The organism is Pantoea hericii (assembly GCF_014155795.1).
Taxonomy (GTDB): Bacteria; Pseudomonadota; Gammaproteobacteria; order Enterobacterales; family Enterobacteriaceae; genus Pantoea; species Pantoea eucalypti.
Window position 1 is genome coordinate 260556 of the sequence record NZ_SCKV01000003.1, and the last position, 26995, is coordinate 287550.

Annotated in this window: 24 protein-coding genes, 1 tRNA gene and 1 pseudogene; 13 read left to right on the plus strand and 13 right to left on the minus strand. The window is 52.7% G+C overall.

The features are described from left to right. Window positions 1–306 precede the first annotated feature (306 nt). Window positions 307–1257 carry an ABC transporter substrate-binding protein gene (locus H7K52_RS08275; protein WP_003850981.1) on the plus strand — a complete coding sequence of 317 codons (951 nt, stop codon included), beginning with the start codon at window positions 307–309 and terminating at the stop codon, window positions 1255–1257. Here H7K52_RS08275 and H7K52_RS08280 read toward each other — a convergent pair. Next, window positions 1250–2131 carry a PfkB family carbohydrate kinase gene (locus H7K52_RS08280; RefSeq protein WP_078804815.1) on the minus strand — a complete coding sequence of 294 codons (882 nt, stop codon included), beginning with the start codon at window positions 2129–2131 and terminating at the stop codon, window positions 1250–1252. The two genes, H7K52_RS08275 and H7K52_RS08280, sit on opposite strands and share 8 nt — an antisense overlap. A gap of 29 nt (window positions 2132–2160) precedes the next feature. Here H7K52_RS08280 and H7K52_RS08285 point away from each other — a divergent pair, with 29 nt between their 5' ends. Beyond that, complete coding sequence (locus tag H7K52_RS08285) at window positions 2161–3006, plus strand: BtpA family protein (protein WP_182629914.1); 846 nt, start codon at window positions 2161–2163, stop codon at window positions 3004–3006. 314 nt (window positions 3007–3320) lie between these two features. Here the strand turns inward: H7K52_RS08285 and H7K52_RS08290 are convergent, their stop codons facing one another. Then, complete coding sequence (locus H7K52_RS08290; RefSeq protein WP_003850975.1) at window positions 3321–3950, minus strand: NADPH-dependent F420 reductase; 630 nt, start codon at window positions 3948–3950, stop codon at window positions 3321–3323. 101 nt (window positions 3951–4051) lie between these two features. On the opposite strand from H7K52_RS08290, the gene H7K52_RS08295 reads away from it, so the two are divergent. Continuing rightward, entirely contained in the window at window positions 4052–4960 is a 909-nt protein-coding gene (locus H7K52_RS08295) for a LysR family transcriptional regulator (protein WP_182629915.1), read from the plus strand. A 9-nt stretch (window positions 4961–4969) separates the two neighbouring features. Here H7K52_RS08295 and H7K52_RS08300 read toward each other — a convergent pair whose 3' ends face one another. The 3 genes from H7K52_RS08300 to H7K52_RS08310 all read right to left on the minus strand — a co-directional run bounded on the left by H7K52_RS08300 (window position 4970) and on the right by H7K52_RS08310 (window position 9470). Next, window positions 4970–6250 (minus strand): DUF445 domain-containing protein, encoded by a 1281-nt coding sequence (locus H7K52_RS08300; RefSeq protein ID WP_182629916.1) that lies wholly within the window; start codon window positions 6248–6250, stop codon window positions 4970–4972. 26 nt (window positions 6251–6276) lie between these two features. Continuing rightward, window positions 6277–7779 (minus strand): helicase HerA-like C-terminal domain-containing protein, encoded by a 1503-nt coding sequence (locus tag H7K52_RS08305; protein ID WP_182629917.1) that lies wholly within the window; start codon window positions 7777–7779, stop codon window positions 6277–6279. A gap of 119 nt (window positions 7780–7898) precedes the next feature. After that, a complete protein-coding gene (locus H7K52_RS08310; RefSeq protein ID WP_182629918.1) occupies window positions 7899–9470 on the minus strand; it encodes an ABC transporter substrate-binding protein in 1572 nt (523 codons plus the stop codon). Between the two features lie 689 nt (window positions 9471–10159). On the opposite strand from H7K52_RS08310, the gene H7K52_RS08315 reads away from it, so the two are divergent. Genes H7K52_RS08315 through H7K52_RS08325 form a run of 3 tightly spaced genes read left to right on the plus strand, consistent with a single transcriptional unit; the run spans window position 10160 to window position 13961 of the window. Beyond that, window positions 10160–10888, plus strand: a complete 729-nt coding sequence (locus H7K52_RS08315; RefSeq protein WP_008925470.1) for a gluconate 2-dehydrogenase subunit 3 family protein — start codon at window positions 10160–10162, stop codon at window positions 10886–10888. A 36-nt stretch (window positions 10889–10924) separates the two neighbouring features. Further along, window positions 10925–12694 (plus strand): GMC family oxidoreductase, encoded by a 1770-nt coding sequence (locus H7K52_RS08320; RefSeq protein ID WP_033762281.1) that lies wholly within the window; start codon window positions 10925–10927, stop codon window positions 12692–12694. 4 nt (window positions 12695–12698) lie between these two features. Next, on the plus strand, window positions 12699–13961 hold the full coding sequence (locus tag H7K52_RS08325) for a c-type cytochrome (RefSeq protein ID WP_182629919.1): 1263 nt from the start codon (window positions 12699–12701) through the stop codon (window positions 13959–13961). Window positions 13962–14004: 43 nt separating this feature from the next. On the opposite strand, the gene H7K52_RS08330 is transcribed toward H7K52_RS08325, so the two are convergent. The 3 genes from H7K52_RS08330 to H7K52_RS08340 all read right to left on the minus strand — a co-directional run bounded on the left by H7K52_RS08330 (window position 14005) and on the right by H7K52_RS08340 (window position 15964). Then, entirely contained in the window at window positions 14005–14673 is a 669-nt protein-coding gene (locus tag H7K52_RS08330; protein ID WP_003850965.1) for a MarC family NAAT transporter, read from the minus strand. A gap of 15 nt (window positions 14674–14688) precedes the next feature. Then, window positions 14689–15324 (minus strand): hypothetical protein, encoded by a 636-nt coding sequence (locus H7K52_RS08335; protein ID WP_003850964.1) that lies wholly within the window; start codon window positions 15322–15324, stop codon window positions 14689–14691. 130 nt (window positions 15325–15454) lie between these two features. Further along, window positions 15455–15964: a YjjA family protein gene (locus H7K52_RS08340; protein ID WP_105099515.1), complete on the minus strand. Its 510-nt coding sequence runs from the start codon at window positions 15962–15964 to the stop codon at window positions 15455–15457. A 544-nt stretch (window positions 15965–16508) separates the two neighbouring features. On the opposite strand from H7K52_RS08340, the gene H7K52_RS08345 reads away from it, so the two are divergent. Next, window positions 16509–16910, plus strand: a complete 402-nt coding sequence (locus H7K52_RS08345) for a DUF2382 domain-containing protein (protein WP_182629920.1) — start codon at window positions 16509–16511, stop codon at window positions 16908–16910. A 16-nt stretch (window positions 16911–16926) separates the two neighbouring features. After that, window positions 16927–17919 (plus strand): YsnF/AvaK domain-containing protein, encoded by a 993-nt coding sequence (locus H7K52_RS08350; protein ID WP_182629921.1) that lies wholly within the window; start codon window positions 16927–16929, stop codon window positions 17917–17919. Window positions 17920–18274: 355 nt separating this feature from the next. Here H7K52_RS08350 and H7K52_RS19045 read toward each other — a convergent pair. The 5 genes and pseudogenes from H7K52_RS19045 to H7K52_RS08375 form a co-directional block, all read right to left on the minus strand. After that, window positions 18275–18463, minus strand: a pseudogene (locus H7K52_RS19045) (DUF2501 domain-containing protein); the annotation flags it as partial. A 559-nt stretch (window positions 18464–19022) separates the two neighbouring features. Further along, entirely contained in the window at window positions 19023–19232 is a 210-nt protein-coding gene (locus H7K52_RS08360) for a hypothetical protein (RefSeq protein WP_033762275.1), read from the minus strand. Continuing rightward, the gene (locus H7K52_RS08365) at window positions 19213–19491 is read right to left on the minus strand and encodes a hypothetical protein (protein WP_231001619.1); all 279 of its coding nucleotides are present in this window, start codon (window positions 19489–19491) and stop codon (window positions 19213–19215) included. Before H7K52_RS08365 ends, H7K52_RS08360 begins: the two co-directional genes overlap by 20 nt. Window positions 19492–19872: 381 nt before the next feature. Beyond that, window positions 19873–20547 carry a class I SAM-dependent methyltransferase gene (locus H7K52_RS08370; protein ID WP_182629923.1) on the minus strand — a complete coding sequence of 225 codons (675 nt, stop codon included), beginning with the start codon at window positions 20545–20547 and terminating at the stop codon, window positions 19873–19875. Next, on the minus strand, window positions 20544–21557 hold the full coding sequence (locus tag H7K52_RS08375; protein WP_182629924.1) for an HNH endonuclease family protein: 1014 nt from the start codon (window positions 21555–21557) through the stop codon (window positions 20544–20546). The genes H7K52_RS08370 and H7K52_RS08375 overlap by 4 nt, the downstream gene beginning before the upstream one ends. 378 nt (window positions 21558–21935) lie before the next feature. Between H7K52_RS08375 and H7K52_RS08380 the strand changes: the two genes are divergently transcribed. The 5 genes from H7K52_RS08380 (at window position 21936) to H7K52_RS08400 (ending at window position 26994) form a co-directional block, all read left to right on the plus strand. Next, complete coding sequence (locus H7K52_RS08380; protein ID WP_140033760.1) at window positions 21936–22397, plus strand: hypothetical protein; 462 nt, start codon at window positions 21936–21938, stop codon at window positions 22395–22397. 109 nt (window positions 22398–22506) lie between these two features. Beyond that, window positions 22507–23538, plus strand: a complete 1032-nt coding sequence (locus H7K52_RS08385) for a DUF1176 domain-containing protein (protein WP_182629978.1) — start codon at window positions 22507–22509, stop codon at window positions 23536–23538. Between the two features lie 134 nt (window positions 23539–23672). After that, a tRNA-Leu gene (locus tag H7K52_RS08390) sits at window positions 23673–23757 on the plus strand. 460 nt (window positions 23758–24217) lie between these two features. Beyond that, window positions 24218–25774 carry a type I restriction-modification system subunit M gene (locus H7K52_RS08395; protein WP_182629925.1) on the plus strand — a complete coding sequence of 519 codons (1557 nt, stop codon included), beginning with the start codon at window positions 24218–24220 and terminating at the stop codon, window positions 25772–25774. Next, window positions 25771–26994 (plus strand): restriction endonuclease subunit S, encoded by a 1224-nt coding sequence (locus H7K52_RS08400; RefSeq protein ID WP_182629926.1) that lies wholly within the window; start codon window positions 25771–25773, stop codon window positions 26992–26994. The genes H7K52_RS08395 and H7K52_RS08400 overlap by 4 nt, the downstream gene beginning before the upstream one ends. Window position 26995 lies beyond the last annotated feature (1 nt).

Below are 26995 nucleotides of genomic sequence, written 5' to 3' on the forward strand. Positions count from 1 at the left end.
TCAGTAACACAGTTGCGCGCAGCGAATACAGTTTTTTCCCTGACCGCTGACGATAAAATAATCGCTTGACAAAATTTAAGCAGAAGCGAATGTTAGAGGCAGTTTACCGCATTACCCGGGAGTCACTCCCAAGCCCGATTACTCTCTTTCATACGTGCACCATAATGGACGGTGTGCAGAAAGTCGATTATTCAGGTCCTGGCTGAAGCAGCCATTCAGACGATATTTGCCCGCCAACAATAATCCCTCTGCATTTCGATGCGGAGATCGACTGGTTATCTCTCATTCCCGACGAGGAATTTTAAGATGATGGCATTTAACACCAGAAAACTGCGCGCTGTTGCACTGGCAACCGGCTTACTGTCTGCGGGTTCGTTATTTTCATTGGCGCAAGCCGCTTCCACATATGCGCTGGTTCAGATTAATCAGCAGGCCCTGTTTTTTAATCAGATGAACAAGGGCGCCCAGGAAGCAGCGAAAGCAAGTGGTAAAAATTTAGTGATCTTCAATGCCAACGATAATCCCGTGTCGCAGAACGATGCGATAGAAAATTATATTCAGCAGGGCGTGAAGGGCATTATGGTGGATGCAATTGACGTCAACGGCATTATGCCAGCCATAAAAGAAGCAGCGGCAGCTAAAATACCGGTGATTGCCATTGATGCGGTATTACCAGCGGGGCCGCAGGCAGCACAGGTGGGCGTGGATAACCTGGAAGGCGGCAAAATTATTGGTAAATATTTTGTCGACTACGTGGCGAAAGATATGGGCGGCAAAGCGCGGCTGGGCATTGTGGGCGCACTGAATTCGGCCGTACAGAACCAGCGTCAGAAAGGGTTTGAAGAAACCATCAAGAGCAATCCGGGTATCACCGTGGCGGATGTGGTTGATGGTCAGAACGTGCAGGATACTGCGATGACAGCAGCAGAAAACCTGATTACCGGTAACCCGGATTTAACGGCTATCTACGCGACCGGTGAACCCGCTCTGCTGGGTGCGATTGCTGCCGTTGAAAATCAGGGGCGCCAGAAGGAAATCAAAGTCTTTGGCTGGGATCTGACCTCAAAAGCCATCAGCGGCATTGATGGCGGTTATGTCACGGCCGTGCTGCAGCAGGATCCGAAAAAGATGGGTGAAGAGGCAGTAAAAGCGCTGAACGCGCTTACGTCGGGCAAAACGGTGGCAAAAACCATTCTGGTGCCGGCCACAGTGGTAACCAAAGCTAACGTGGACAGCTACCGCGCGATGTTTAAGTAATCGCTGACTCGCCGCCTGACTGGAGCAGTGCGGCGAGCTCTTCTGCAGTGGGAAAGGCCTGACGTGTGCCATAACGGCTGACGGTCAGCGCAGCAGCCTGACTGGCATGCGCGAGTGCTAATGCATCAATGTCACCCTCGCGCAGGATCGCGGAAGCCAGCATCACGGCCAGAAAAGTATCGCCTGCGCCGGTGGTATCTACTGCATCGGCGGGGTGCGCCGGGCAGAATATTCGCTGGTCGCCCTGAGTGAGCCAGACACCTGCACTTCCGAGCGTAGTCACCACTGTGTTTACTGCGTCGGGCTGTAACTGTTGCGCTTCGTGCTGATTGACCACAGCGATATCCACCAGCGACCAGCATGCGGCAAAACCGGCGTGCACTGGCGAGGGGTTAAAGACGGTAATCAGTCCCTGGGACTTAGCCAGACTGAACAGCGCATGGGTTTTCTCAGGGGAGAAATTGCCCTGCTGCACCAGCAGATCGCCCGGACGCGCGCTGGCAAGATGGTGGCGAAGCGTATCAATATCCAGCGCCTCGGCCGCCGTCTTACTGGTAATAATGGCGTTATCGCCATCGGCGCTGTGCAGAATAAGTGAGGTGTCGCTCAACGCGGTAATGGACTGCGTGGGCAATAACGTCACGGGCTCGTTCATGAGCTGCTGACGGATCCATTTTCCATTGCTGTCATGACCGGTCGCGGCAAGTAAACAGGTCTCGATGCCGCAGCGGGATAATACGATCGCCTGGTTCGCGCCTTTGCCGCCGATATCCTGCGAACGTTGATAACCGTGAACAGAGGCGCCCTTAGCTGGAATATCGGTAACAGACCAGGTTTCATCGACAGTAATATTACCAGCCACATAAACACGCATAGTGTTTTCCTGAACAGGATTAAGAAGCGATGGTTGCTATATCAGCAGAAAAAATTGATGCAATACAAGCGATATTTTCCCGTCCTAAAGCTGTTATTGGTGTTATTCACTGTGACCCTTTTCCGGGTTCGCCTAAATATCGCGGTAAACCCGTCAGCGCGATAATTGATCGAGCATTACGTGATGCGGAAAACTATATTCTGGGCGGCGTTCACGGCCTGATTGTGGAAAATCATGGCGATATTCCTTTTTCCAAACCTGAGGATATCGGCCCGGAAACGCCGGCGCTGATGGCGGTGATTACGGAAAAAGTACGCGAACGTTTCGGCGTGCCGCTGGGTATTAACGTGCTGGCGAACGCTGCATTACCTGCTTTTGCCACCGCGCTGGCGGGCGGGGCGGATTTTATCCGCGTCAATCAGTGGGCCAATGCTTATGTCGCCAACGAAGGTTTTATTGAAGGGGCTGCCGCGAAAGCGCTGCGCTACCGCAGCCAGCTGCGCGCCGAACATATTCGGGTGTTTGCCGACAGTCACGTTAAACACGGCAGCCATGCGATAGTGGCCGATCGCTCCATTCAGGAACTGACACGCGATGTTGATTTCTTTGAAGCAGATGCAGTTATCGCCACCGGACAGCGCACCGGTGACAGCGCCACACTGGAGGAAATCGACGAGATCCGCGCCGCCACCACCTTACCCCTGCTGGTGGGGTCGGGCGTCACACCCGCTAACGTCTGCCAGATTCTGGGCCGCACGCAGGCCGTAATTGTGGCCAGTGCACTTAAGGTGGATGGTGTCTGGTGGAACGATGTGGATCGCGAGAGGGTAAAACACTTTATGGCGATCGCACAGGCTGCGCTGGATCCGGCTTAACCACCGTTTATCACCTGGCGCAGACCACAAAAACCCTGCTGATGAGGCGTAATGCTTGTCAGTTAAGCTTTTAAGAACGCCGCAGCGGGTAACGCTGCGGTTTCTTTTTTACCGCCCGCGGATAATGCTTCTTTAAGGATTTTCACTCAGCCACTGGATCGTTCAACCGATCATTTCTGTCTTAACTGATCGGCATTACGCGAAAGCGGCCTTTTTAGTTGGCTAACCGTGCCAGCTCAGGGAGCATACGTTTATTAGCCGTCTGCGAATGACGGTTTCAGCCGCTTTTCTCTATACCCACAGGCTGTTTATGCTTAGCGCCGGGTGGTCTCCAAAAGTGTCCTGATAAGTTGTTCTCTGCTGAGTGCGACACAATAGGCGGGTGTCGCACGCTCGAAGCGCCAGCCTTCCGCTAACGCGCCCGCATCCACCGCATCAAACCCAAAGGCATCATAAAGCGCCGTGACGATAGCCTTTCCTTCGCTGTCATCTCCCGCCAGCGGTAGCGCCTGACGGTTCGCATCGCCCGGGGGCAGGCCCTGGGTTTCCAGATCGGTCATGCGGATGGCATTAAATGCCTTGGTGATCCGGCTGCCGGGAAACTGGCGGGCAAGCCGTTCACTGGTGCTGATGCCACCACTAAGTAGCTCTTCGATGTCGCCATCGCGGTCGGGATAGTAATTGACCGCATCAAGCACGATTTTTCCCCGTAACTCCGCTGCCGGAAGTTGCTCAGTTGCCGTGAGCGGCACAGCGATCACGACCACTTCGCCGAAGTTTGCAGCCTCGGTGGCAGTACCGGTTTCGCAACCAATCATCGGTTTCAGACTGAACAGCGTTCGTGGATCGCGCGAGTTGCTGAGCATCACCTCATGTCCCGCTTTAATCGCCAGTTTTGCAATCGCCCGGCCAACAAAGCCTGCGCCAATAATGCCTATTTTCATGGGTTGTTCCTCGATGAGTTTCACGTCCTGACCTTAATTAAAAACAGGAGGTGAATAAACCGACAAACGGACGCAATATAAACAACCAACAGGAGGGAATCATGGATCGGCTCACCAGCATGAACGTGTTTGTTACCGTCGCAGAATCAGGTTCGTTTGCCGCTGCTGCCGGGAAATTGCTCATCTCACCGCAAATGGTGGCGAAGCATATCGCGGCGCTGGAGAGGCATCTCGGCACGCTACTTCTGCATCGCACCACGCGACGACAAAGCCTGACGGATGTGGGCCGCAATTATTATGAACGCTGCAAAATCGTGCTGGCTGAAGTGCAGGAAGCAGATGCAATTGCGCTGGATATGCAGCAGCGTCCGTCCGGTACGCTGAAGGTCAGCGCCCCGGTCACCTTTGGTTCTTTCAGCCTGGCACCGTTTGTGACCCGCTATCTTGATCGGTTTCCTGATACGCAGGTTGATCTTGAACTCAGCGATCGGCTGGTTGATCCGTTTGAAGAGGGATATGAGGTGGTGATCCGGATTGGTGCGCTGCCCGATAGTTCGATTATCGCCCATCCGTTAAAGCCCTATGAGCTGATAGCCTGCGCGTCACCCGCCTATCTGGCGCGGCACGGTTTTCCTGACACGCCAGCAGATCTGGAGAACCACGCCTGTCTCGTTTATGGGATATGGTCGCCTTCAAAACCCTGCCGCTGGGTGTTTACTCAGGCCGGGAAAGTCGAAGAAGTGCATCCGCAGGGAAGAATGCGATCGAATGACTGGAAAGCGCTCCTGCACGCAGCGCTGGAGGGCTACGGCATTACCCTGGGACCGGCCACCATTCTGTCTGAAGAGATCAGGCAGGGCAGGCTGGTCCAGGTGCTGCCCGATTATGCCGGGCCAGCACGCCCCATGCATGTCCTGATCCCGGCGGGCCGCCGTCAGACGGTGAAGATTCGTAGTTTTGTTAATGCCATCATCACCGGGTTTGGCCTCTATCCACCCGCAGCAGGTTAAACCCGGCGATTACCTGCTCAGCAGCGGGATTAAATGGGGCAACTGCGACAGCAGATAGAGAATCAGCCCGATGGTGCCGCCCACCAGCGTGCCGTTGATGCGGATGAACTGCAGGTCTTTGCCGATATTGAGTTCGATCTGCTGCGACATGTCGCGTGCATCCCAGCTCTTGACGGTGTCGCTGATGTGACGCGTCAGGAAGCTGGCAAACTCCGGCGCCACGCTGCGCGCCGCCTGTTCCAGATGCTGATTCATCGAGTCACGCAGCGCCGGGTCGGCTGCCAGGGTTTCACCCAGCCACAAGGCTGCACCACGCACTTTTTCCTGCACCCGCGAATCCTCACTGCTGAGATCGGCTTTGAGCCAGTTGCGCATGTCATTCCACAGCTCGCCGATGTAGCGGTTGAATGAGGCATCCTCTTTCAGCCAGCCTTTGATCTCCTCGGCACGCTCGGCCATCTCCGGGTCGTTCTGCAATTTTACGATCAGCTTGTCGACTGCCCGGTTGAAGCCGAGGCGCAGCTCATGGCCCTGATCCAGCGCTACATCATCCAGCAGTGAATCGACCGCGTTCGACACCAGCTCGGCGCTGTGTTCGCCCAGCCATTCGGTCGGCAGCATTTTGGCTTTGATCGGATGCTCGCGTTTGAGCCAGCGCACCAGCTGCATGGCAATAAACTCGCGGGTCGCGGGTTTATGCAATAACTTCAGCAGCTGTTCGATGGCCGCATCCAGCAGCGCCTGATGACGGTTATTTTTGGTCAGGCTCTCCAGCACCATGGCGCTGGTCTGGCTGAGGTCGACCTTGTCAATCGCACGATGCACGGCGCGACGCATAAAGGTCTGGATCCGCGCGTCATCGGTCAGATCGAGGAAACCACGCATCACCTGCAGCAGATGGCGGCCGATGCGGTCCGCGTTGCCCGGCGCATTCAGCCACTGCGCCAGCAGGTTTGAAGGATCGTGACGGCGAATGAGATTCAGCAGTGAATCGGTATCAAGAAACTTCTCCTGCACAAAGCGCCCGAGGTTCTCGCCGATACGATCTTTGTTGCGCGGGATGATGGCGGTATGGCGTGAGATAAAGGGCACCGGCACGCGCCGGAACAGCGCCACCACCGCAAACCAGTCCGCCAGTGCGCCGACCATTGCGGCCTCCGCAATCGCTTTGACGCCGCTGACCCAAAAGCCTGGGGGCAGAAAAAGGGTGGCGATAAAAGTGGCTGCGGCGAGCAGTAACAGCAACAGTGCCAGACGTTTCGTCCGTTTCAGTTCGTATTGTTTATCCATAACCTGATCTTAGCAGAGAGCCGGGTTCATCGGCGACGGCCACCCAGCAGGCTGCCGAGTACCCCACGAATGATCTGACTGGTGATCTGGCGGGTGGCGCTTTTCGCCATGGTTTGCACCACACCGTCGTGCTTACCGCCGCGCGGACCGGTTCGGCCAAACAGGATCTCTTTCAGACCACCGATAATGCCATCGTCTGCCGCAACCTCGTCGCCTTTGGCGGGTGGTGCACCGGCTTCATCGCTGGCGGCCTGGACGCCTTTTTGCAGCTTTTCAAACGCCGATTCGCGATCGATTTCAGTATCATATTTGCCATACAGCGGCGAATGGTTGATTAAGCCGTTGCGTTCATCGCCGGTAACCGGACCCATGCGCGAGCCGGGCGCAATCACCATGGCGCGTTCCACTACCGACGGGCTGCCTTTGGCATCCATGAAGGAGATCAGCGCTTCGCCGGTGCCCAGTGCCTGAATCGCCTCAACACTGTTAAATGACGGGTTGGCACGCAGGGTGTCGGCGGCGGTTTTTACTGCTTTCTGATCTTTGGGGGTGAAAGCACGCAGGGCATGCTGCACCCGGTTGCCGAGCTGCCCCAGCACCCGATCCGGAATATCTCCTGGGTTCTGGGTGACAAACCAGACGCCGACGCCTTTGGAGCGGATGAGCCGCATCACCTGTTCGATTTTCTCCAGCAGCACCGCGGGTGCATCGGTAAACAGCAGATGGGCCTCATCAAAGAAGAACACCAGCTTTGGCTTATCGAGATCGCCCGCTTCCGGCAGATGCTCATAAAGCTCCGACAGCAGCCACAGCAGGCTGGTGGCATAGAGTTTTGGCATTTGATAAAGCTTCTCGGCGGAAAGGATGTTGATCACCCCTTTGCCATTGCTGTCGACGCGCATCCAGTCGGCGATATCCAGCATCGGTTCACCAAAGAAGTGTTCCGCGCCCTGTTGCTCCAGCGTCAGTAATCCGCGCTGGATCGCGCCGACCGAGGCGCTGTTGATGTTGCCGTAATGCGTCTGGAAACTTTTGGCGTTGTCACCAATGTACTGAGTCATGGCGCGCAGATCTTTGAAGTCCAGCAGCAGCAAACCCTGGTCATCGGCGATGCGGAAAATAATCTGCAGCACGCCGCTCTGTACTTCATTGAGGTTCAGCAGACGCGCCAGCAGCAGTGGCCCGAGATCGGAGACAGTGGCACGCACCGGATGACCTTTCTCGCCGAAGATATCCCATAGCACCACCGGACTGCTTTGCGGCTGCCAGTCGGTGACGCCGATTTTCGCCAGCCTCTCCTGCAGCTTTTCGCTGGACTGGCCCGCCATTGCCACGCCGGTCAGGTCGCCTTTGACGTCGGCCATAAAGACCGGCACGCCACTGGCAGAGAACGATTCGGCCAGCTTCTGCAGCGTGACGGTTTTACCGGTACCGGTTGCGCCGGTGATCAGGCCATGGCGGTTGGCCATTTGCGGTAACAGATGAAGTTCGACATCTGGCGTACGGGCAATCAGTAGCGGGGAAGTCATGATTTTCCACTCTCAGGCTGAAGGTTATGCCTGAAGGATAGCAAGCCAGAGCGGCACAGGAGGAGAACTATTCACCAAAAAAGCCGTTGCTGCGTGAAGCAACGGCCTCAAACCAGGACTTACTTCTGCACCTCTTCAAAATTCAGCAGGCTGACACCGATGCCCTGCTGCAGGTGATTAAGGTTGCTGCGTACCGCCACCTGGACGGCACCCTGTAGCAGCACAACAAAGGGTGAATCCTGTTGGATGCGGGTTTGCAATCCGGTATAGAGGTTGCGGCGTTTCACGGCGTCGCTCTCTCCGGCGGCGGCGCGGGTCTGGGCACTGAGTTCCGGAATGGACCAGCCGACGCGCCAAGCCAGGGTTTTACCGCCGCCTGGCACGTTAGAGGCAAAGGTGCTGGCATTACTGTTAGGGTCGATGTAGTCCGCGCCCCAGTAGGTGAAGATTGCCTGAAAGTTGCGACTGCGCATTTTGCTCCACAGCTCTGATTCCGCCACCGGCTGGATATCGAGATTCACATCCGCTTTGGCAAAACTCGCCTGCAGCGCCTGCGCCACATCAATATAAGGCGGCTGGTTCACTACTGTCAGCGCGATATGCGTGCCGGGTTTAATGCCGCCTTTTTGCAGTATCGCCTGCGCCTTTTTCAGATCGTAATGGAACGGCGTGCTGTTCAGCGCACCGTCAAAGCCGTCCGGCAGGAAGCTCTGATGGATGCGGTACTGACCTTTCAGCAACTGGTTTGCCAGGCTGTCATAGTCAACCAGCCAGCGTGCCGCCTGCCACAGCGCCGGGTTCCCCAGCGCCGGTTGCTGCGGACTTTGGGTGTTAAAGCCAAGGTAATAGATCAGGCTGGACGGAAAAGCATCGACCCGCACATTGGCAGTATTTTTCAGTGCGGCAATTTGATCCGGGCCGAGCTGACAGGCGACATCCACATCACCCTGCTGGATCAGCAGACGCCGGGATCCGGGATCGGCCACACCTTTCAGTAATACGCGCTTCAGATGCGGCTTCTGCGTGCTGTGGGGGTTGGCCTCCAGCACCAGCGCCTGCAGCGGCACGAACTGTTTTATGGCATAAGCCGCACTGCCAGCGGAGTGGTTCTTCAGCCAGGCATTGCCGTAATCGTTGCTGCTGGCGTGTTCCTGCGCCAGTTTACTGTCGACGATGGAGGCGACCGGCGCGGTAAGCAGGCGCAGCGCCAGATCGCTGCCGATCTCCGCGGGCCAGCGCAGCTCAAGCTGGTGGTCATTGATCGCCGTGAATTGCTGATCGATATTTTCCGGCGTCCAGCCAAACTCGCCCAGGATAAAAGAGGGTGCTTTATTGAGTCTGACTGCGCGGGTTAAGGAGAAAACAACATCCTGCGCGGTGAGCGGATGACCGCTGGCGAAATGAGCCTGCGGGTTGAGGTCAAACACCAGGCTGTGGGGCGTTTTCCCGGCCTGCCAGCGTGTGGCGGCCAGTGGCGAGAGCTTCTGCGGGTTCTGGTGATCCGGCTCCAGCAGCGTCTGGTAGATATTGCGCAGGCTGCTGGTACTGACGGTTTCAAAACTTTCCGCCGGATCGAAACTGATGATGCCATCGAGTGGCACAGCGACCACCAGAGTGTCAGCAGGCGTGGCGGCATGTGCCGGGTGAACCAGTGCCAGAGCAGTAACCAGTGACAAGAGTGTTTTGCGCATTGAGCATTATCCTGAGCCGTTGATTGCTCTACTCTATCGGGCGCCTGATAATCTCAAAATGCCGGTTTGTTATGAGCTTTGCACAAATATTTGCGCAGCGATTCGGGCAAAGAGACAAAATAAGATAGTGTCTGTCAGTAATTATTTCGTCGTTACTTTAAAATGCACAAAATTAATACGCTTTTACTCATGCGATCACAAATTGCGCACTGTCTGATTGTGCGGCTGATAAAGCCACTATAGTGTTAACGATCAGAAACGCTTTTCTTGTATGGAAGTATGATTTTTTTTTATCGGTTAGCAGACGTGATGATGACAGAGTGAAAATAACACCCTCCATTCTGCGTCGAATCAGCCAAATACCCGATGTTTATGCGGTTTTATCCCCGATTTCAGTGATGTAAATCTTTTACCTCTCGATAACCCTTCTGCAACACCATGATAAACTTTCATTTCGACATCTTTTTAATTCAATTTTTACATTCAGAAATATTTATATCCCTAATATTGCCAGGTTATTAACCGATAAGTTCCGTTAGTCACCGAACCATAATTTTACCCGCCCTTGTCTGTTTTGCCGTCGTCAGTGCTGTTTGCATTTATCTCTGCGTGGAGTTTCCTGACTCTATTCAGCCTTTCAGCGACATAACAAATTAAACGGGTATTTAGCAGATGAGAGTCGTGCGGATATGCTTTTAGAAAAACCCACCACCAGGCGTAAATTTTTGCTCGGTTCACTGCTGGCGTTGCCATTAAGTGAGCTGGTCCTGAAAGGCATGACTGCGGCACAGGCTGCAGAGATGGCTGCACCCGAGTTAACCGATTACAAACCGATCTTTTTCAGCGCCGATGAGTGGCAATTCATTCTGGCTGCTACCGACCGCCTGATTCCGGCGGGCGGCAAAGGCAAAGCGCCGGGCGCGCTGGAAACCAACGTGCCAATCTTTATCGATCAGCAGCTGCACAGCGAGGCGTTTGGCAGCGAAATCTACCTGCAGGGGCCTTTTAATACCCAGGCGCCGGCCACCATGGGTTATCAGATTCCGTTCCGCCCACAGCAGATGTATCAGACCGGTATCCGGCTGATTAATCAGTGGTCGCAGAACACACATCAGAAAGCGTTTCATGCACTGACGCTGGAAGAGAAAGATGCGGTGCTGACCCAGGTCAACAAAAACGAGATCGATTTTGCCGCGCTGGGCGAAGCCGATCTTAAACCTTCCCATTTCTTCAGCCAGCTGCTTTCAGATACCAAGCATGGCTACCTGGCCGACCCGATGTACGGCGGTAATAAAGGCATGAAAGCCTGGATCGCCATCGGATTCCCGGGCGCGCGTGCCAGCTTCACCGAATGGGTGAAACAGCACAACGTGCCTTATCCGCTGGGCCCGGTCAGCATCAAAGGTGAACGCGCATAACGCGCTTCCACATCAGGTATTTGAAACAGGATTATCATGGCACAGGTTACTAAAAAAGAAGTCGACGTCGTGGTCTGCGGCCTCGGCTGGGCAGGCTCGCTGATGAGCATCGAGCTGGCGCTGGCCGGTCTGGACGTGCGCGCGCTGGAGCGTGGCGGCGATCGTGATTACGACGAGTTCGCCTATCCAAAACCGGCGGATGAATACGCCTATGCAGTGCGCAACAAAGTGTTTGCAACGCCCGCCGAAGTGGCGGTCACCGTACGCTACAACAGCAGCCAGACCGCATTGCCCACCCGTAAATGGGGCGCGTTTGCACCGGGCACCGGCGTAGGTGGTTCTGGCCTGCACTGGACAGCGGTACTGATCCGTCCGACGCCAACCGATATCAAACTGAAGACCTATGTCGACGAGGCGTATAAGCCGGGCATTCTGCAGGATGATATGCGGGTAATGGACTTCCCGTTCAGCTGGGAAGAGATCGAACCTTATTACTACAAATTCGAACTGATTTGCGGCCAGTCGGGCAACACCGGCAACCTGCGCGGCAAAATCATGGAAGGCGGCGATCCGTTTGAAGGCCCGCGCTCTGAGCCTTATCCGCTGCCTGCACTGGATGACACGTTAAACAACGTGATGTTCAAAGAGGTGGCGACCAGACTCGGTTACCATCCGTTCCCGAACCCGTCAGCCTGTGTGTCGCGTGCATGGAAAAACCCGTACGGCAACCAGATCGCCCCGTGCAACTACTGCGGCTATTGCAGTAAATATCCCTGCCTGAACTACTCCAAGGCGTCACCGCAGACCGCAGTCATGGATTCGCTGAAGCGCATGCCGAACTTCTCGTATGAAGTCAACGCAGAAGTGATCAAGGTGGTGCTGAACGATGATAAGAAAACCGCGAAAGGCGTGATCTACATCGATGCGCAGGGCAACGAGTGCTTCCAGCCCGCGAAAATTGTGGTGCTGAGCAGCTTCCAGCTCTACAACGTGCGTCTGATGCTGCTCTCCGGCATCGGCAAGCCTTACAACCCGATTACCGAAGAGGGCGTGGTAGGGCGTAACTACGCGTTCCTGTCGAACGGCGGCGCGACGCTGTTCTTCAAAGATAAAAACTTCAATCCGTACGCCACGGCGGGCGCGACCGGCCAGATGTTTAACGATATCTCGCCAGGCAACTTCGACGGTCCTTCGCTCGGTTTCCTGGGCGGTGCGAAGATCCACAGCTCACAGGCGACCGGTACGCCAATCAGCACCGCGCTGCCAAAAGGCACGCCATCCTGGGGCATGGGTTACAAGGAAGGCCTGGAAGAGTGGTACGGTCATTCGATGAAGATCAGCATCACCACCACCTGCCAGTCTTACCGCGATATCTATCTGGATCTCGATCCCAACTACAACGATCACCGTGGGCTGCCACTGCTGCGCATGACGTTTAACTGGAAAGAGAACGAGCTGAAGTTGCAGCAGCATCTGAAAGGCATCGTCGGCAACATCGCCAAAGAGCTGAACCCGGACAGCATGAGTATGAGCTTCCTGCCGATGGGCGCGGATTTCGATCTCACTAAATATGTCTCTACCCACAACGTGGGCGGCGCAGTGATGGGCGATAACCCGAAAACCTCGGCGCTGAACAAGTATCTGCAGAGCTGGGATGTGCATAACGTCTTTGTGCCGGGCGGTAATGCCTTCCCGCAGAACTTCCAGGCGAACCCGACCGATACCATCGGTGCAATTACCCTGATGGCGGCGCAGGCGATCAAAGATCACTACCTGAAAAATCCCGGCCCACTGGTACAGGCATAAGCGCATGAATAAGCTGAAACTGAAGTCTTTTATTTTTGCCAACGCGGTGCTGCTGGCCAGCGGATTTGCGCTGCCGGCTCACGCCGAAGATGAAGCGCAACTGATTAAGCAGGGCGAATATCTCTCCCGGCTGGGCGACTGCATGGCGTGCCACTCACTGCCCGGCAAGCCTGCTTATTCAGGCGGACTGGCGATTGAGTCGAACCTCGGCACCATCTTCTCCACCAACATCACCCCGGATAAGCAGCACGGTATCGGCAACTACAGCGAGCAGCAGTTCGCTGACGCGGTACGCAAGGGAGTATTACCGGATGGATCGCATCTCTATCCGGCGATGCCATACCCTGATTACGCCAAAATCAGTGATGCCGATATCCACGCGCTTTACGTCTACTTCATGAAAGGCGTGCAGCCGAGCGCAGAACAGCCGCCGGAAACCGATCTGAGCTTCCCGTTCAGCCAGCGCTGGGGCATGCGCTTCTGGAACTGGGCGTTCGCGTCAGATAAGCCGTTCCAGCCGATTGGTGGCGCGTCAGCCGAGGTTAATCGCGGTGCCTATATCGTGGAGAGTCTGGGCCACTGCGGCAGTTGCCATACGCCGCGCGGTCTGGGCATGAACGAGAAAGCGCTGGACAGTGGTGATGATAAATTCCTGGCAGGCGGCAGCCTGAACAACTGGGATGTGCCGTCACTGCGCGGTGTGCCGCACTGGAGCGAGCAGGAGATCGTGGATTACCTGCAGACCGGCCGTAACGATAAAGCGGCAGTGGGCGGTGAGATGACCTCGGTGGTTGAGCACAGCAGCTCACACATGACTGATGCCGATCTGAAAGCCATCGCGGCCTACCTGAAGTTCCTGGGCGGCAATCCGCCATTGCAGGCGTTCAGCGTGCAGGCGCAGCAGGCAACGGAAGCGAAGCTCACGGCGGCGAAGAACCTCAGCGAAGGGGAGCGTCTCTATCTGGATAACTGCGGTGCCTGTCACTTCGTGACCGGCAAAGGCGCACCCGCGATCTTCCCGGAGCTGGATGGGGCAACCATCGTGAATGCGAAGGATCCAACCGGTCTGATCCATACCATTCTGGCCGGTGCGCAGCAGCCTTCTACGGCGAAAGCACCGTCTAAGCTGGCGATGCCGGGCTTTGCCCAGCGGCTGAGCGATGATGAAGTCGCGCAGCTGGCGACTTTTATTCGCCAGGGCTGGAGCAACACCGCGCCAGCGGTGAGTAAAGATCAGGTTGCAGAGGTACGTAAAACGCTGAAGTAATCAGGCAGTCCCCTCTGCCGGTCAGGAGAGGGGACATTCCGGCTCAGTGAAAGGTGCGCACCACTTCCAGCACGCCATTAATGATGAACTGCACGCCCATGCAGACCAGCAAAAATCCCATCAGGCGCGAGATCGCCTCAATGCCGCTTTTGCCCACCAGCTTCATGATGGCTCCCGAACTGCGCAGAGAGATCCAGAGGATCAGGCTCACCAGCAGGAAGGTCAGCACCGGCGCCACGCTAATCACCCAGGCGGGAAAATCAACGCCACTTCTTACCGTCGAGGCGGACGAGATGATCATCGCAATGGTCCCGGGTCCCGCCGTGCTCGGCATCGCCAGTGGCACAAAGGCGATATTCACCGGCTCTTTGGCTTCATCCAGCTCATCCAGTTTCTGCTTAGCTTCAACCGAATGACCCGCAGGCTTGGCCGGAAACAGCATCCGAAAACCGATAAAGGCAACGATCAGCCCACCGGCCATACGCAGGCCCGGTATCGAGATGCCAAAGGTATGCAGCACCGCGCTGCCTGCGTACCACGCCACCACCATGATGGCAAAAACATAGATTGACGCCTGGCGCGCCTGCCGGTTCCGCTGCTGGTAATTCATATCACCCGCCAGCCCTAAAAACAGCGCCACGGTGGTGAGTGGATTGGCGAGCGGCAGGATCACGACAAGCCCCAGACTAACGGCTTTAATCAGCTCCAGCATGTCTGCACTCCCTGATTAGTGTTTCGGGCGCTCCAGCGCCTCAAGCAGCTCCGGGAAGAAGTCCTGCAGGATTTCCGGCGTCATCAGTTCGGGATACTGCATCAGATGTTCGCGGATACGCTCGTTGACGTCCGGCAACAGACGCTGAGCCGCAGCACTGGCGGTGATTTTGTGCTTCTTCATGGCGCGCAGCAGATCGCCTGGCAGCGTGTCTTCGTCGTCGGCGTCATCGACCATCTCCAGCGCATCGAGCTCGTCGAACATCTCCATCAGTGCTTCAGTCTGCGGCGTGCGCGACTCATATTCACGCGGATGTTCATCTTCCAGGAAGCGCAGCATGGCGCGCATAGGCGTGCCGTCTGGCGTGGACGGTGGTTCGGTGGCGAACCAGCTCAACAGCTGATGCATGGTGACCTGATGGACGCGGAATCCACTGTCGACCAACTCATCGGCCAGCAGTTCGGCCGTTTCGTTCTCAATCAGGCAGATGTGCGTGCGTTTGGGTTCATACTGCTCCAGCCACTGGTAGATCTCTTCTATCACGCCATCGTCATACTCGAATTTTTTGCTGAGATAGCTGTCATCCTGTTCGTGAACGCAGGCCTGAATCTGATCGGGGTCGAAGTAAAGTGCGATGTTGATGCCTTTCATGCGTGCTGTCCTGTAGAAACCAAAACAACACTATAGCGCTCAACCCCAGGTTATGGGAATGTCAGGCATCACAGCATGGCGGGGTTTAATGCTCCCCTCAGTGCTGCGAGGGGAGAGATGAATAGGGGGATCAGGAGATAAAGTTTTTACCCTGCTTCAGTACCACGTCGCAGGCTTTGGTTTTGAGCTTCTCACCCATGGGTGAGTTGCTCAGGCTTTGCAGATTCAGCTGCTGGCCATTTCCGGTATTCAGCAGGCCTGCCACGCCCTGGGTGTAATCGGTTTTCTGTTCCTGCGCGGTGGTGGTGTTAAGACCGAGCTTGCTCAGCACCTGATCTTTCACCGACTGCACATTGTTTTTCACCACGTTGTGTTCGACGCAATACTGCATCACACCAGCCGCGTTGGTCATGCTGTTGGCGCTGACCGCTTTGTCGCCGCCGCCCAGCATGCTGGTAATAGAAGAGAGCGACAGACCACCATTCTGCTGCGTGGTGCTGGTGGTGCTACCGTTGTTCTGCTGGCTGAGCTGCGACGCTGCACTGCTCAGCTGATCCTGCCAGCTTGCCGCTGATGCACTGCCTGCCACCAGAAGTGCTGCCACGCCCAAAACCCATGCACTGCGTTGTGCCTGCTTCATCTTAACCTCAGTATCTTCTTATTCAGTTTTGCTAAGAGAGGCTGACGAGCAGAAAGTTCCTGACTTCCTTTTATAAATAGCGTCTTAAATAGCACTTTGGGAATCTTCTGTAATAGAAGCGATAAAATATTCAGATGCTTGTTAGTGGTATTATTCTGTGAAGTGATTTGCTGAAGGCAGTAATAAGTGCCTCTCGCTGAAACATTATTTAATATCCTCGCGTTTTTTATCAGGAATCGTCCTGGTTTAAATTAAATTTACCGCTTTGCTTATAGAGTGATTTCTAAGCGATTGCGTCTGGGCTGGTAATATTTACCTGAGAAACTATTTTAATATAACATCATGTGTTTATTGTAATTTTTATATTTAACGTAGCGGTAATTTAAACCGGGGTGCTTGTTTTTGATGCAAGTGTCTGTGCCGTAATTAAATTGAGTTAGCGGAGTTTTTTATTATTCCGGCTTGCGAAATCAGCCAGATTGTTCATGCTTAATCACTGTGTCAGGCAGTTGTGGTAATTATTTAATTTAACCGGAGCGATATTATGGCTGGACAGCCAGAGCACAATAATAATGCAGACGTCACGCTTAAACTCGCTGAAGAGCAAATAGCCCTGACGAAGCAAAAGATTGTGGATGGACATGTCCGCGTTACCCGTTCCACAACTGAGCATGACGAGGTCATCAGTACACTGCTTAACCGGGAGAAGGTTGAGGTTGAGCATGTAGCAAAAGCGCATCCCGTTGAAACGATGCCCGAAATCAGGGAAGAGAACGGTGTACTGATTGTCCCGGTAGTAGAGGAAGAAATCCAGATTGTCAGAAAGCTGGTGCTTAAAGAGGAGATCCACATCCGAAAAGTGCAGGAGAATGTTCCTTTTCAGGAAGTGGTGACCCGACGTAAGCAGCAGGTGAACGTTGAAAGAGATGACGATCAAATTAGCTAACAGAGAGGAACCTATCATGGCACAGGAAAAAATCGTAACACTGTTCGATTCTGCAATTCAGGCAGAGGCCGCGAAAAGAAATCTCGTGAAAGCAGGCTTTTCTGATCGGGACATCAGTCTTATCAGTGGAGAACGTTTGCAGCAGGAAGGGCAGTCTGTCCGCCATCCGAGCCTGTGGCAGCGTCTGTTTGGGCACGACGTCGATAAAGATGAGGCGGATGTCTACACCAGAGCCATGGATAAGGGCGGCGTCGTGCTGACCATCCGTACTGAGGAGGAGAAACTGGCCCGCGCCATGACGATTCTCCATTCTCATGACTCGGTAGATGTGCCGTCACGCATGCAAAGCTCAGTTAATAATGGCAGCAGCGCGCCGGGCATCGACCCGACAGCAGGTAAGCAGTTTGCCGGTGAGACCAACGACCGCCAGGTTGAACCGCGACGCACCTCACTGACCGGTGACGAGAGCGAAGCCGATATTCTGCGTCTGGCCGAAGAGCAGGTAGAAGTGGGTAAACGTCTGGTAAGCGAAGGCTCCACCCGCGTACGCCGCTATACCGTGACCGATACCGTCTCTGAAAATATTTCATTGCATGAACAGCACGCTGACATCTTCCGTCGCTCGGTGAATGAACCGGCGCTGGCGGGAGAAGTGGACTGGTCCGAGAAAACCGTCGAAGTTGCTGAGACCCATGAGCAGCCGGTGATCAACAAAACGACCCACGTGAAAGAAGAAGTGGTGGTGCGTACCGACGGCAGCGATCGTACCGAGACCATTAATGACACGGTGCGTCGTCAGGAAGTGGATATCGACCATGCACGAGGCGGTCTGGAGAGCGAACTGCCGGGTACGACTGCAGGCGTAAAACCTGCGACCGCAGCAGCAGGCGCGCAGTCACCGGGGGTACATAACCGTGACCACAAAGAGAGCCTGACTGAGAAGGTGAGCGAGAAAGCCAGCGAAGTGAAGGACAAGGTTGAAAGTAAGTTGCATGATCACTCACATTGAGGCGCTCATCCTGACAACAACAGGCGCTGACGGGTATCGCTGATACCCAATGCTGAGCATGCAAGATGCAAGAAAGAGCTAACCGTGAGGTTGGCTCTTTTGCGTTTGGGGGGGAGCGGTTATGGTTGCGGCTTGTAAACGTGGTGCTGCCTTTACACGCGGTCGCCTCAATTCTGTTTCTGGCCTGCCCGCCATTTACCGGACTGGCGATCATTCCAAAGCTTTTTCAGCCGCCACACTGTTGTTGACCATGACGCTGCTGATGCTGGCGTTCAGCGCTATCGCTGGCGAAAGCTTACTGAATGTATCGCGCTGGCAGATCCGTGCCTTATCCGAGTGGCCCGCGCTGATTGAGGCCGGGCTGCCTGCTGGTGATAGAAGAGAGCGATATACCGCTATTCTGCTGTGTGGTGCCGGTGCCGGTGCTGAGCTGCGACGCTGTACTGCTCAGCTGATGATCCTGCCAGCTCGCCGCTGATGCACTGCCTGCGACCAGAAGTGCCGCCAGTCCCCATCCCCACGGACGGCGTTGTGCTTGTTCCATCGCAACCTCGTTATGTGCTTATTCAGTTTTCCTAAAAAGCTGAGGAGCTGAACGTTCCTGACTTTCTTCATTAAATAGCGCTTTGGGAATCTTCAGTAATAAAAGTGATAAGATATTCAGGTGGTTGTGGGTGTTATTATTCTGTGAAGTGATTTTCTGAAGTCAGTGATAAGGACGCCCATATAATAAATTTTTTAATATCCTTGCTGCTTCTATCATGGATTATACTGGTTTAAATTAAATTTTCCGCTTTTCTTACGGTATATTTTATTAGCGATTGCCTGGGGTTGGTTAATGTCTATCTTTAAAATTATATTTGCCGAACGGTCTTCATTGTTTTTTTACTTTTATCATCACGGAAATAATAATCGCGTTGATGAATTTAATGCCGTAATTAAATTGAGGATGGAAGGTTTTTACTATCCAGCCTTGCAAAAATCGCCATATTCACGTCCTGTCTGACCTATTGTGCAAGAGGCAAAGACAGCGTGTTCGTTAGGTATCTGGTCTGAACTCATGACGACTTACGCTTGTTGTCCGGGCTGAAGTCAGTGCGGGGTTAACGACGGTCTGGCTTTTCAGCAATCAACCAGGTCAGGCCGTAAACCACCAGTCCAGCGACAAGAACGAGCAGCGGAACAATGATGCGCATGGCACCTTCATTCAGCGTGGCTGCCAAAAATATGCCCACGACCATAGCCATTAATACCAGACCGCCGGACACTTCGGCGATGAGCTTACGAAGAAGTCTAATAAGTTTCGATAGCATTAATAAATTCTCTGGAGGCTGAGGGGTTTTTACGTAACATTTCACCCATTTTGATGAAGTTCTGCAGGGGTTCTTCAAACATGAAATAGAGCATGTCGTAGTCGTTAACCCGCAGTTTTCTCCACAGTTCAGGGTTTTGCATCTGAAGTCGTCTGGAGGCTTCACAGGCGCGGGAAATTACGCCCTGAGGGTTCGCTCCAGCCCCAGATAAATCCATCGGTACTGAAACCATGCCCGATAAGACTGAGCTGGGGAACATTGTTGCGTCCGTTGCTTTTCCCCGGAAATCGCGTCCATTGATGAATTAACTTTAAAATATTGTAATGGTCATGGCAAATTTTTGGCAGTGCAGGCTGAACTGAAAGGACAGCTGCTAATGATTTTATGTAAAAACTTTCTGCAAAGTTTCTACGGATAACCGTGACCTGTTTTCTTCGATATAGTCACAAAATATCCGTGCTAGCCGGAAAGAAATACAACCCGAGAGAATAAAGTGAACTGTAAACGGGCACCGCTGATACTCGATGCTGAGCATGCAAGATGCAAGAAAGGGCCAACCGCGAGGTTGGCTCTTTTGCGTTTGGGGGCTGGGTGAGTGATTAAGGTTGTAGCAGGAGTCAGGGATTTCCCAGGCCAGCTATCAAATTAAACTTTTCCTGATAATCGCATTCAGCCAGATCTCATTGCTGCGTCCCGCACGTACATCACCGGTCTGCCAGATTTTTGCCGTTTCAAAAGCGAACCTGTTCCCCGTTGCGTCCTTAGATCCAGCCTCTTTTATGATCCCCAGCTTATTTTTAGCCAGGGGGGCCCTGCCGGGAGTATTCATTCCTTCAACCAGTTTCTGAAACCCAGTTACATCCATATCAGTAAATCTGCGCCCGTCCTTTTCCCGTTCGCCGTGACCATGCTTAAAGGAGAGATACCAGACGCCACCAGGCTTTAGCGCTGTGGCCAGCTTTGCCATGACGTCAGGGAGTTCAGTGTGGGAAACATGCAGCACCGATGCGCAGCACCAGATACCGTCATATTTTTCAACCGCATCAACATCCTGAAAGCGCATCTGCGCTACAGGCTTTCCGGACCACTGACGAGCCAGCGCAACCAACTCTGCTGATGCATCGAAGGCTTCGACGTCAAAACCCATTTCACTAAAGGCTTTGACGTCACGACCTGAACCGCAGCCTGCATCAAGAATGCGAGCGCCTGGCGGCAGGTAACCGGTAAATGTCAGGTAAAGCGCAGATATATCCACACTTGCCGTGTCGGTAAAAAACTGTTGAGCGTTCTGACGGTAATAATCTTCGTTGCTCAAAACTGGCTGCCTCCCTGTGCCGCTGGCTGCCACTCGTGGAGCAGGGAAAATTTTGCCGTATCCCAACTGTTTTGCAGGAAGCTGTGCCGTAGTATCGGCGTTGCGCCGGTCTGGCGGAGTAACGTCTCCCGCAATGGCAGATGGCTGTTAATAAAGTATTCGTTTCGATCATGCAGTCGCTGCAGCAGCGCTATTGACGGGATGCGCGCAAACTTACCCTGAGCGCCACGATTACAGGTCTGGCAGGCCAGCACCAGATTCCAGACGCCGTTGAGGTTGCCGATTTGCTCGCTGAGCATCAGCGGCAGAAAGTGATCGACATCCGCCAGGTTCTCTTCGCCGCCCGTCACGCCAATGGCGCGGAAGCAGTAAAAACACAGTCCTTTCTGGTAGCCGTTCAGGCTGCTGCGACAGCTGGTAATATCGACGCGGCGACCACTCTGGCGGCTGAAAAGCATTTTGTCATTATCGTCATAATCAACCGCAATCAGGTTACGAGAAACGTTCATTGCCCAGGCTTCTTCAACCAGCCGCCATCTTGCCTCCGTTTCCGATACCAGACTGGCAAACTGTTCGTTTTCCGTCAGCTGATAAAAGTTATCTGTAAGCCTGATGCCTTTATGACTTCGCCGTTCATCCAGAAAAAAGCGTTTATCGATCTCGGCATGATTCACATTATGAAAAGCATCGATGACGTTAGCGAAACCGCGCTTAACGGTAATAGCGATCAATTGCTCTTCGCTGATTTCACCTTCGTTAAATTGTCTGCATGCCCTCAGAAACTCGCTGCTTTTGCTGGTGATTTGCTTTGGTGCATGCTGCAGGTGGGCGCATAAATGCCGGACAAAAGGCACGGCCAGCGCTTCCAGCGTAATCAGATCGTTGTCCGATTGCTTCAGGTCGTATAGCGCATGGGCAAGCGCAAATTTATAGGACGCGACGTTTTTGCCGAAAAGAATAACGCCTCGCCAGTAGTTTTCAAGGCGGGGATCGGCCTGATAAAAGCGCATGCAGGATCCTGTTTTGCGAGACAGCTCGAGGAATTCATGTAACAGGATCACATAACAAATGCAGGTAAATGTAAACCGTAAAGGTGGGGGAGGGATTTGGGAGTTTTTAAGGGCGAACAGGCGCTGTAAGACAATCAAGACAACATCAGCGTAAGAGATAAGTTGAGGGAGGATACTCAGGTTAAAACGTTGGGCCATAGCCGGATTTATTCAGGCAACTCAGTTGTGGGGCTGGCGCTCGGCCCTGTCTGTCGCTGGCTCTCGTCAGACAGATCTTAGTGCACTGAAAGATGAGCTGGCAGTGCAGTAAAAACGGATAACGGCGTCATATTTTCTTCGATATAATCAGGAGCTATCCGAACAGGTCGGGTCATTTAAATGCATCAATTTCTTTATTTTATTTTCTCACTTCTGTCATTAGCTTTCTTCATTTTGCTCATCTGGTATTGCTTCAAGCCTTTGCCACTTAAAAAAGGGCTCCCTCCTTCTCCAGGAATGATGAAAAAGATATCGGCTAACACCCCGATATTGAAAAAGTTGGGCATGAACACGGAAGATTATTACTATGACTGCGACTTCCTGTATCAGCAGCGCGAAGGCGAAACGCTTTGCAAAGTTCCGCTTAAGAATATTATCAGGATAAAAGTCAGCGGAACTGAAGTCAGTAATCGCCGGGTATGGCTTGTTCGTTACGTCACCGGGTCTTATAGCACCGAAAGGGAGTTCAGAGTCCTGAACAACTACACCCTTTTTAATCGGGAGTTTGTTGGTTTTCTTGCCGCCGTGAAAGAGGCCAATCCAGCGGCTGAGGTGCAGGAAATGACCCTGGCGCGACTGTAAAACGGCAGGGAGGTGTGGCACTCCTGCGCCTGTTTTGACCCGTGGTGAGAGCGATATCAGCACTGATATCAGAAATAAAACATAAGGGAATAAAGTGAACTGTAAACCGATGCTTTTCATGCTGGCGATGCTCTCCCTGTCTGCTCAGGCCGCGCAGAGCGCAAGAACGCTTGAGCACAAAGACTGGGAAGTTGCCTGTGATAACACGCTGACCTGCCGCATTGCCGGTTATGGCAAAGAAGAGGATCCCTCCGGCTCCATCCTGCTCACCCGTGATGCGGGTCCTGGAATCGAGCCAACAGGAGAAGTGACGCTGGGCGACACCGAAGATGACAGCGAACCGGCGGAAAAGCTGACGCTCTGGATCGACGGTAAACCTGCGGGCGATCTTCTGGCTGCTGATGACAACTGGCAAATGTCGGCCAGCCAGACCTCTGCGGTAATTAAGGCAGTGAAAGGCAGCGGTAAAGTGGAATTTAAAGGCGGTTCCAAACCTTTCCTGCTTTCCAATGAAGGCGCTTATGCCGTGCTGCTAAAAGCAGACGATGTGCAGGGCCGTATCAGCACGCCAGGCGCGCTCACCAAAAAGGGCAATAAGCCGGAGAGCAGCGTGGCTAAGGCTGTGCCCGCACCCGTAATACAGGCGGCAAAGACCCTGAGCGGTGAACCCCGTTTGCTTACCAATGCAGAAATCGCCGCACTAAAAACCCGACTGCTTTCGACGGTTAATCGTAATGACGATGACACGTGCGACAGCCTGTTTACATCGGCAGAGAACATCGATCCGGAAACCGACGGACCCACGCTTACGCCACTTGATGACAGCCACGCGTTACTTTCGGCACTCTGCTGGCGAGCTGCGTATAACGAAGGCTATGGCTACTGGGTCATTGATAACCAACTTAAAGGTCAGCCGGTGCTGGTGACCGTTTCAGGGTCCGATTACGACAAAGGCGAGATCACCAGCGTGCAGAAAGGCCGGGGCATCGGGGACTGCATGAGTCAGGAAAGCTGGGTATGGGACGGCCAGGCTTTCCGCAAAAGCTATGACGGCGGGACCGGCATGTGCCGTTATATCCATGCGGGCGGCACCTGGGATCTGCCGACGTTCGTAACGGATGTGAAGCCTGTTTCAGGTTAGATGGTTTGTTATGTAAGTAGAACCTGAGAGCCAAAAGACGTTTTTTTCAGCAGTTGCACCGTCGCCTGCGGATAAGGGTTGCGGAAACAGGGGGTAACGGTATAATCCCCAACGTTTTCCGCATACCCTTCAGTGCCGAAGTGGCGAAATCGGTAGACGCAGTTGATTCAAAATCAACCGCCGCGAGGCGTGCCGGTTCGATTCCGGCCTTCGGCACCACGTATGCAAATTAAAGTCGCTTAAGGGCGGCTTTTTTTGTGTCTGGGATTTGGTGTCGGCGAAGTTTCATTTCCCCGCTTTTTGTTCAACCTCAGCAAGTCTAAGTTGCTTCATATCAATCTGCTTATGATTGAAAAATCTGCTATGTTTGCCAGTTATACACTGTTCATATTCACATGATTTCATGGGGATCAAGGCGCAGTAAGCCTTGCTGGTATTGATTGACCTTCTGTGAATGCTAAAGCAAAAAAATATTTTTCATTAAATCGCAATGACATATAGGCCATTAATAACTTTCGGGTTGTAGTCCTGAGCCTAATGGCCCATCTATTGACCTGGTTCATTCGCTGCAAAAAAGAAAAATGCATCATTTGGATTCATGTAAACACGGTTTATAAGAACAAATTGCGGTAAAATTTCGTCAACAGCAGTTGCTAAGAACCGAACACAGGATAAAAAAATGACAAGCTTTCAACAGCGTGCAGAACTTCATCGTCAAATCTGGGCCATCGCTAACAACGTTAGAGGCTCGGTAGATGGATGGGATTTTAAGCAGTATGTCCTTGGTGCGCTTTTTTACCGCTTTATCAGTGAAAACTTCTCCAGTTACATCGAAGCCGGTGATGACAGCATTCACTATGCTGCGATGGATGACAGCATCATTACCGATGATATCAAAGATGATGCCATCAAAACCAAAGGCTATTTCATTTATCCTGGCCAGCTTTTCTGCAACGTTGCCGCCAAAGCCAACACCAACGACAGACTGAATGCTGATCTCAACAGCATTTTTGTCGCCATTGAAAGCTCGGCTTATGGTTATCCGTCTGAAGCTGATATCAAAGGCCTGTTTGCCGATTTTGATACCACCAGTAACCGTCTGGGTAATACGGTAAAAGAAAAAAATAGCCGTCTGGCCGCCGTTCTAAAAGGCGTCGAAGGTTTAAAACTAGGTAACTTTAATGATCACCAGATTGACTTGTTCGGTGATGCATACGAGTTCTTGATTTCTAACTATGCGGCAAATGCCGGTAAGTCAGGCGGGGAGTTCTTCACGCCACAGCATGTCTCTAAGTTGATTGCTCAACTGGCAATGCACGGTCAGACCCATGTCAACAAAATCTACGACCCGGCGGCTGGCTCGGGGTCACTGCTACTGCAAGCGAAGAAACATTTTGATAACCACATCATCGAAGAAGGCTTCTTTGGTCAGGAAATCAACCATACGACGTTCAACCTGGCGCGTATGAACATGTTTTTGCACAACATCAACTACGACAAATTTGATATCAGACTGGGCAATACCCTGACTGACCCACACTTTGGCGACGAAAAGCCGTTTGATGCGATTGTTTCTAACCCGCCTTATTCGGTGAAATGGAGTGGCAGTGACGATCCGACTTTGATTAACGATGAGCGTTTTGCTCCGGCAGGTGTGCTGGCTCCAAAATCAAAAGCTGACTTTGCGTTTGTGCTTCATGCGCTGAACTACCTGTCCGCCAAAGGCCGTGCGGCGATTGTCTGCTTCCCGGGTATCTTCTACCGTGGCGGCGCAGAGCAGAAAATCCGCCAGTATCTGATTGATAACAACTATGTTGAGACGGTGATTTCACTCGCACCAAACCTGTTCTTTGGCACCACCATTGCCGTCAATATTCTGGTGCTGTCAAAGCATAAAACAGATACCAACGTGCAGTTTATTGATGCCAGTGGATTATTTAAAAAAGAAACTAACAACAACATCCTTACCGATGCGCATATCAAACAGATTATGCAGATCTTTGACACCAAAGCAGATACTGACCATCTGGCGAAATCTGTGCCGTTTGAGGCCGTGGCCGCTAATGGTTATAACTTGTCAGTTAGCAGCTATGTGGAAGCCAAAGATACCCGCGAAAATGTAGATATCACTGAACTGAATGCCGAACTGAAAACCACCGTCAGCAAAATCGACCAGTTACGCCAGGACATTGATGCGATTGTGGCTGAAATTGAAGGCAGAGAGGTACAGGCATGAGCGAGCTGAGTTATCTGGAAAAACTGTTGGATGGGGTTGAGGTTGAGTGGGTAACATTGGGTTCTGTGGCAGATATCGGTACTGGAAGCTCAAATCGTCAGGATGAAAGCGAAAATGGAATTTATCCATTCTATGTTCGCTCAAAGAATATCTTGAAGTCAGATACCTTTGAATTTGATGAGGTAGCAATAGTCATTCCCGGTGAAGGTGGAATTGGTGACATATTTCACTATGTTGAGGGGAAATATGCTCTACATCAAAGGGCTTATAGAATTCGTATCACAACTAATGCCGTAAACACGAAGTTTTTGTATTACTTCATGTCATCTAGCTTCAAGCAGTACATCTTAACAAAAAGTGTGGGTGCTACCTCCATTTCAATAAGAAAACCCATGCTGGAAGGATTTAAAGTTCCCATTCCTAGCCCGGACAACCCGGAAAAGTCCCTAGCCATCCAGTCTGAAATCGTCCGGATTCTGGATACGTTTACCGCCCTTACCGCTGAGCTTACCGCTGAGCTTACCGCTGAGCTAAGCATGCGTAAAAAGCAGTACAACTACTATCGCAACCAGTTACTGAGTTTTGACGATGATGAAGTTGAGTGGAAAACGCTAGGGGATGTAACAAAAAAATGGTACTCGGGCGGAACACCTACAGCAGGCAAAGCTGAGTATTACGAAAATGGTGATATTCCTTGGTTAAGGACTCAAGAGGTTAAGTTCTCCGATATCAACAGTACTGAAATAAAAATAACTCAAGCTGCGTTAAAATACTCTGCAGCAAAATGGATTCCAGAAAATTGTGTAATTATTGCTATTTCAGGAGCAACGGCGGGACGGTCTGCCATAAATAAAATCCCTTTAACAACCAACCAGCACTGCGGTTGTTTAGAAATTGACGACACAAAGGCATTATATCGTTATGTCTTCCATTGGGTAAGCTTCAATTATGAAAACATAAAGTCGCTGGGACAAGGTGCCAGAGGTGACCTCAACTCAACCATTATAAAAAATTTCAAACTACCTATACCTTATGTAACCGCCTCTGATAAATCACTTGAAGAACAAGCTCGCATTGTTGAAATTTTGGATAAATTTGACACGCTGACCAACTCAATCACTGAAGGCATTCCCCGCGAAATCGAGTTACGCCAAAAACAGTACGAATATTATCGGGACATGCTATTTAGCTTCCCGAAGCCGGAAGTCGCAGAGGCGTGAT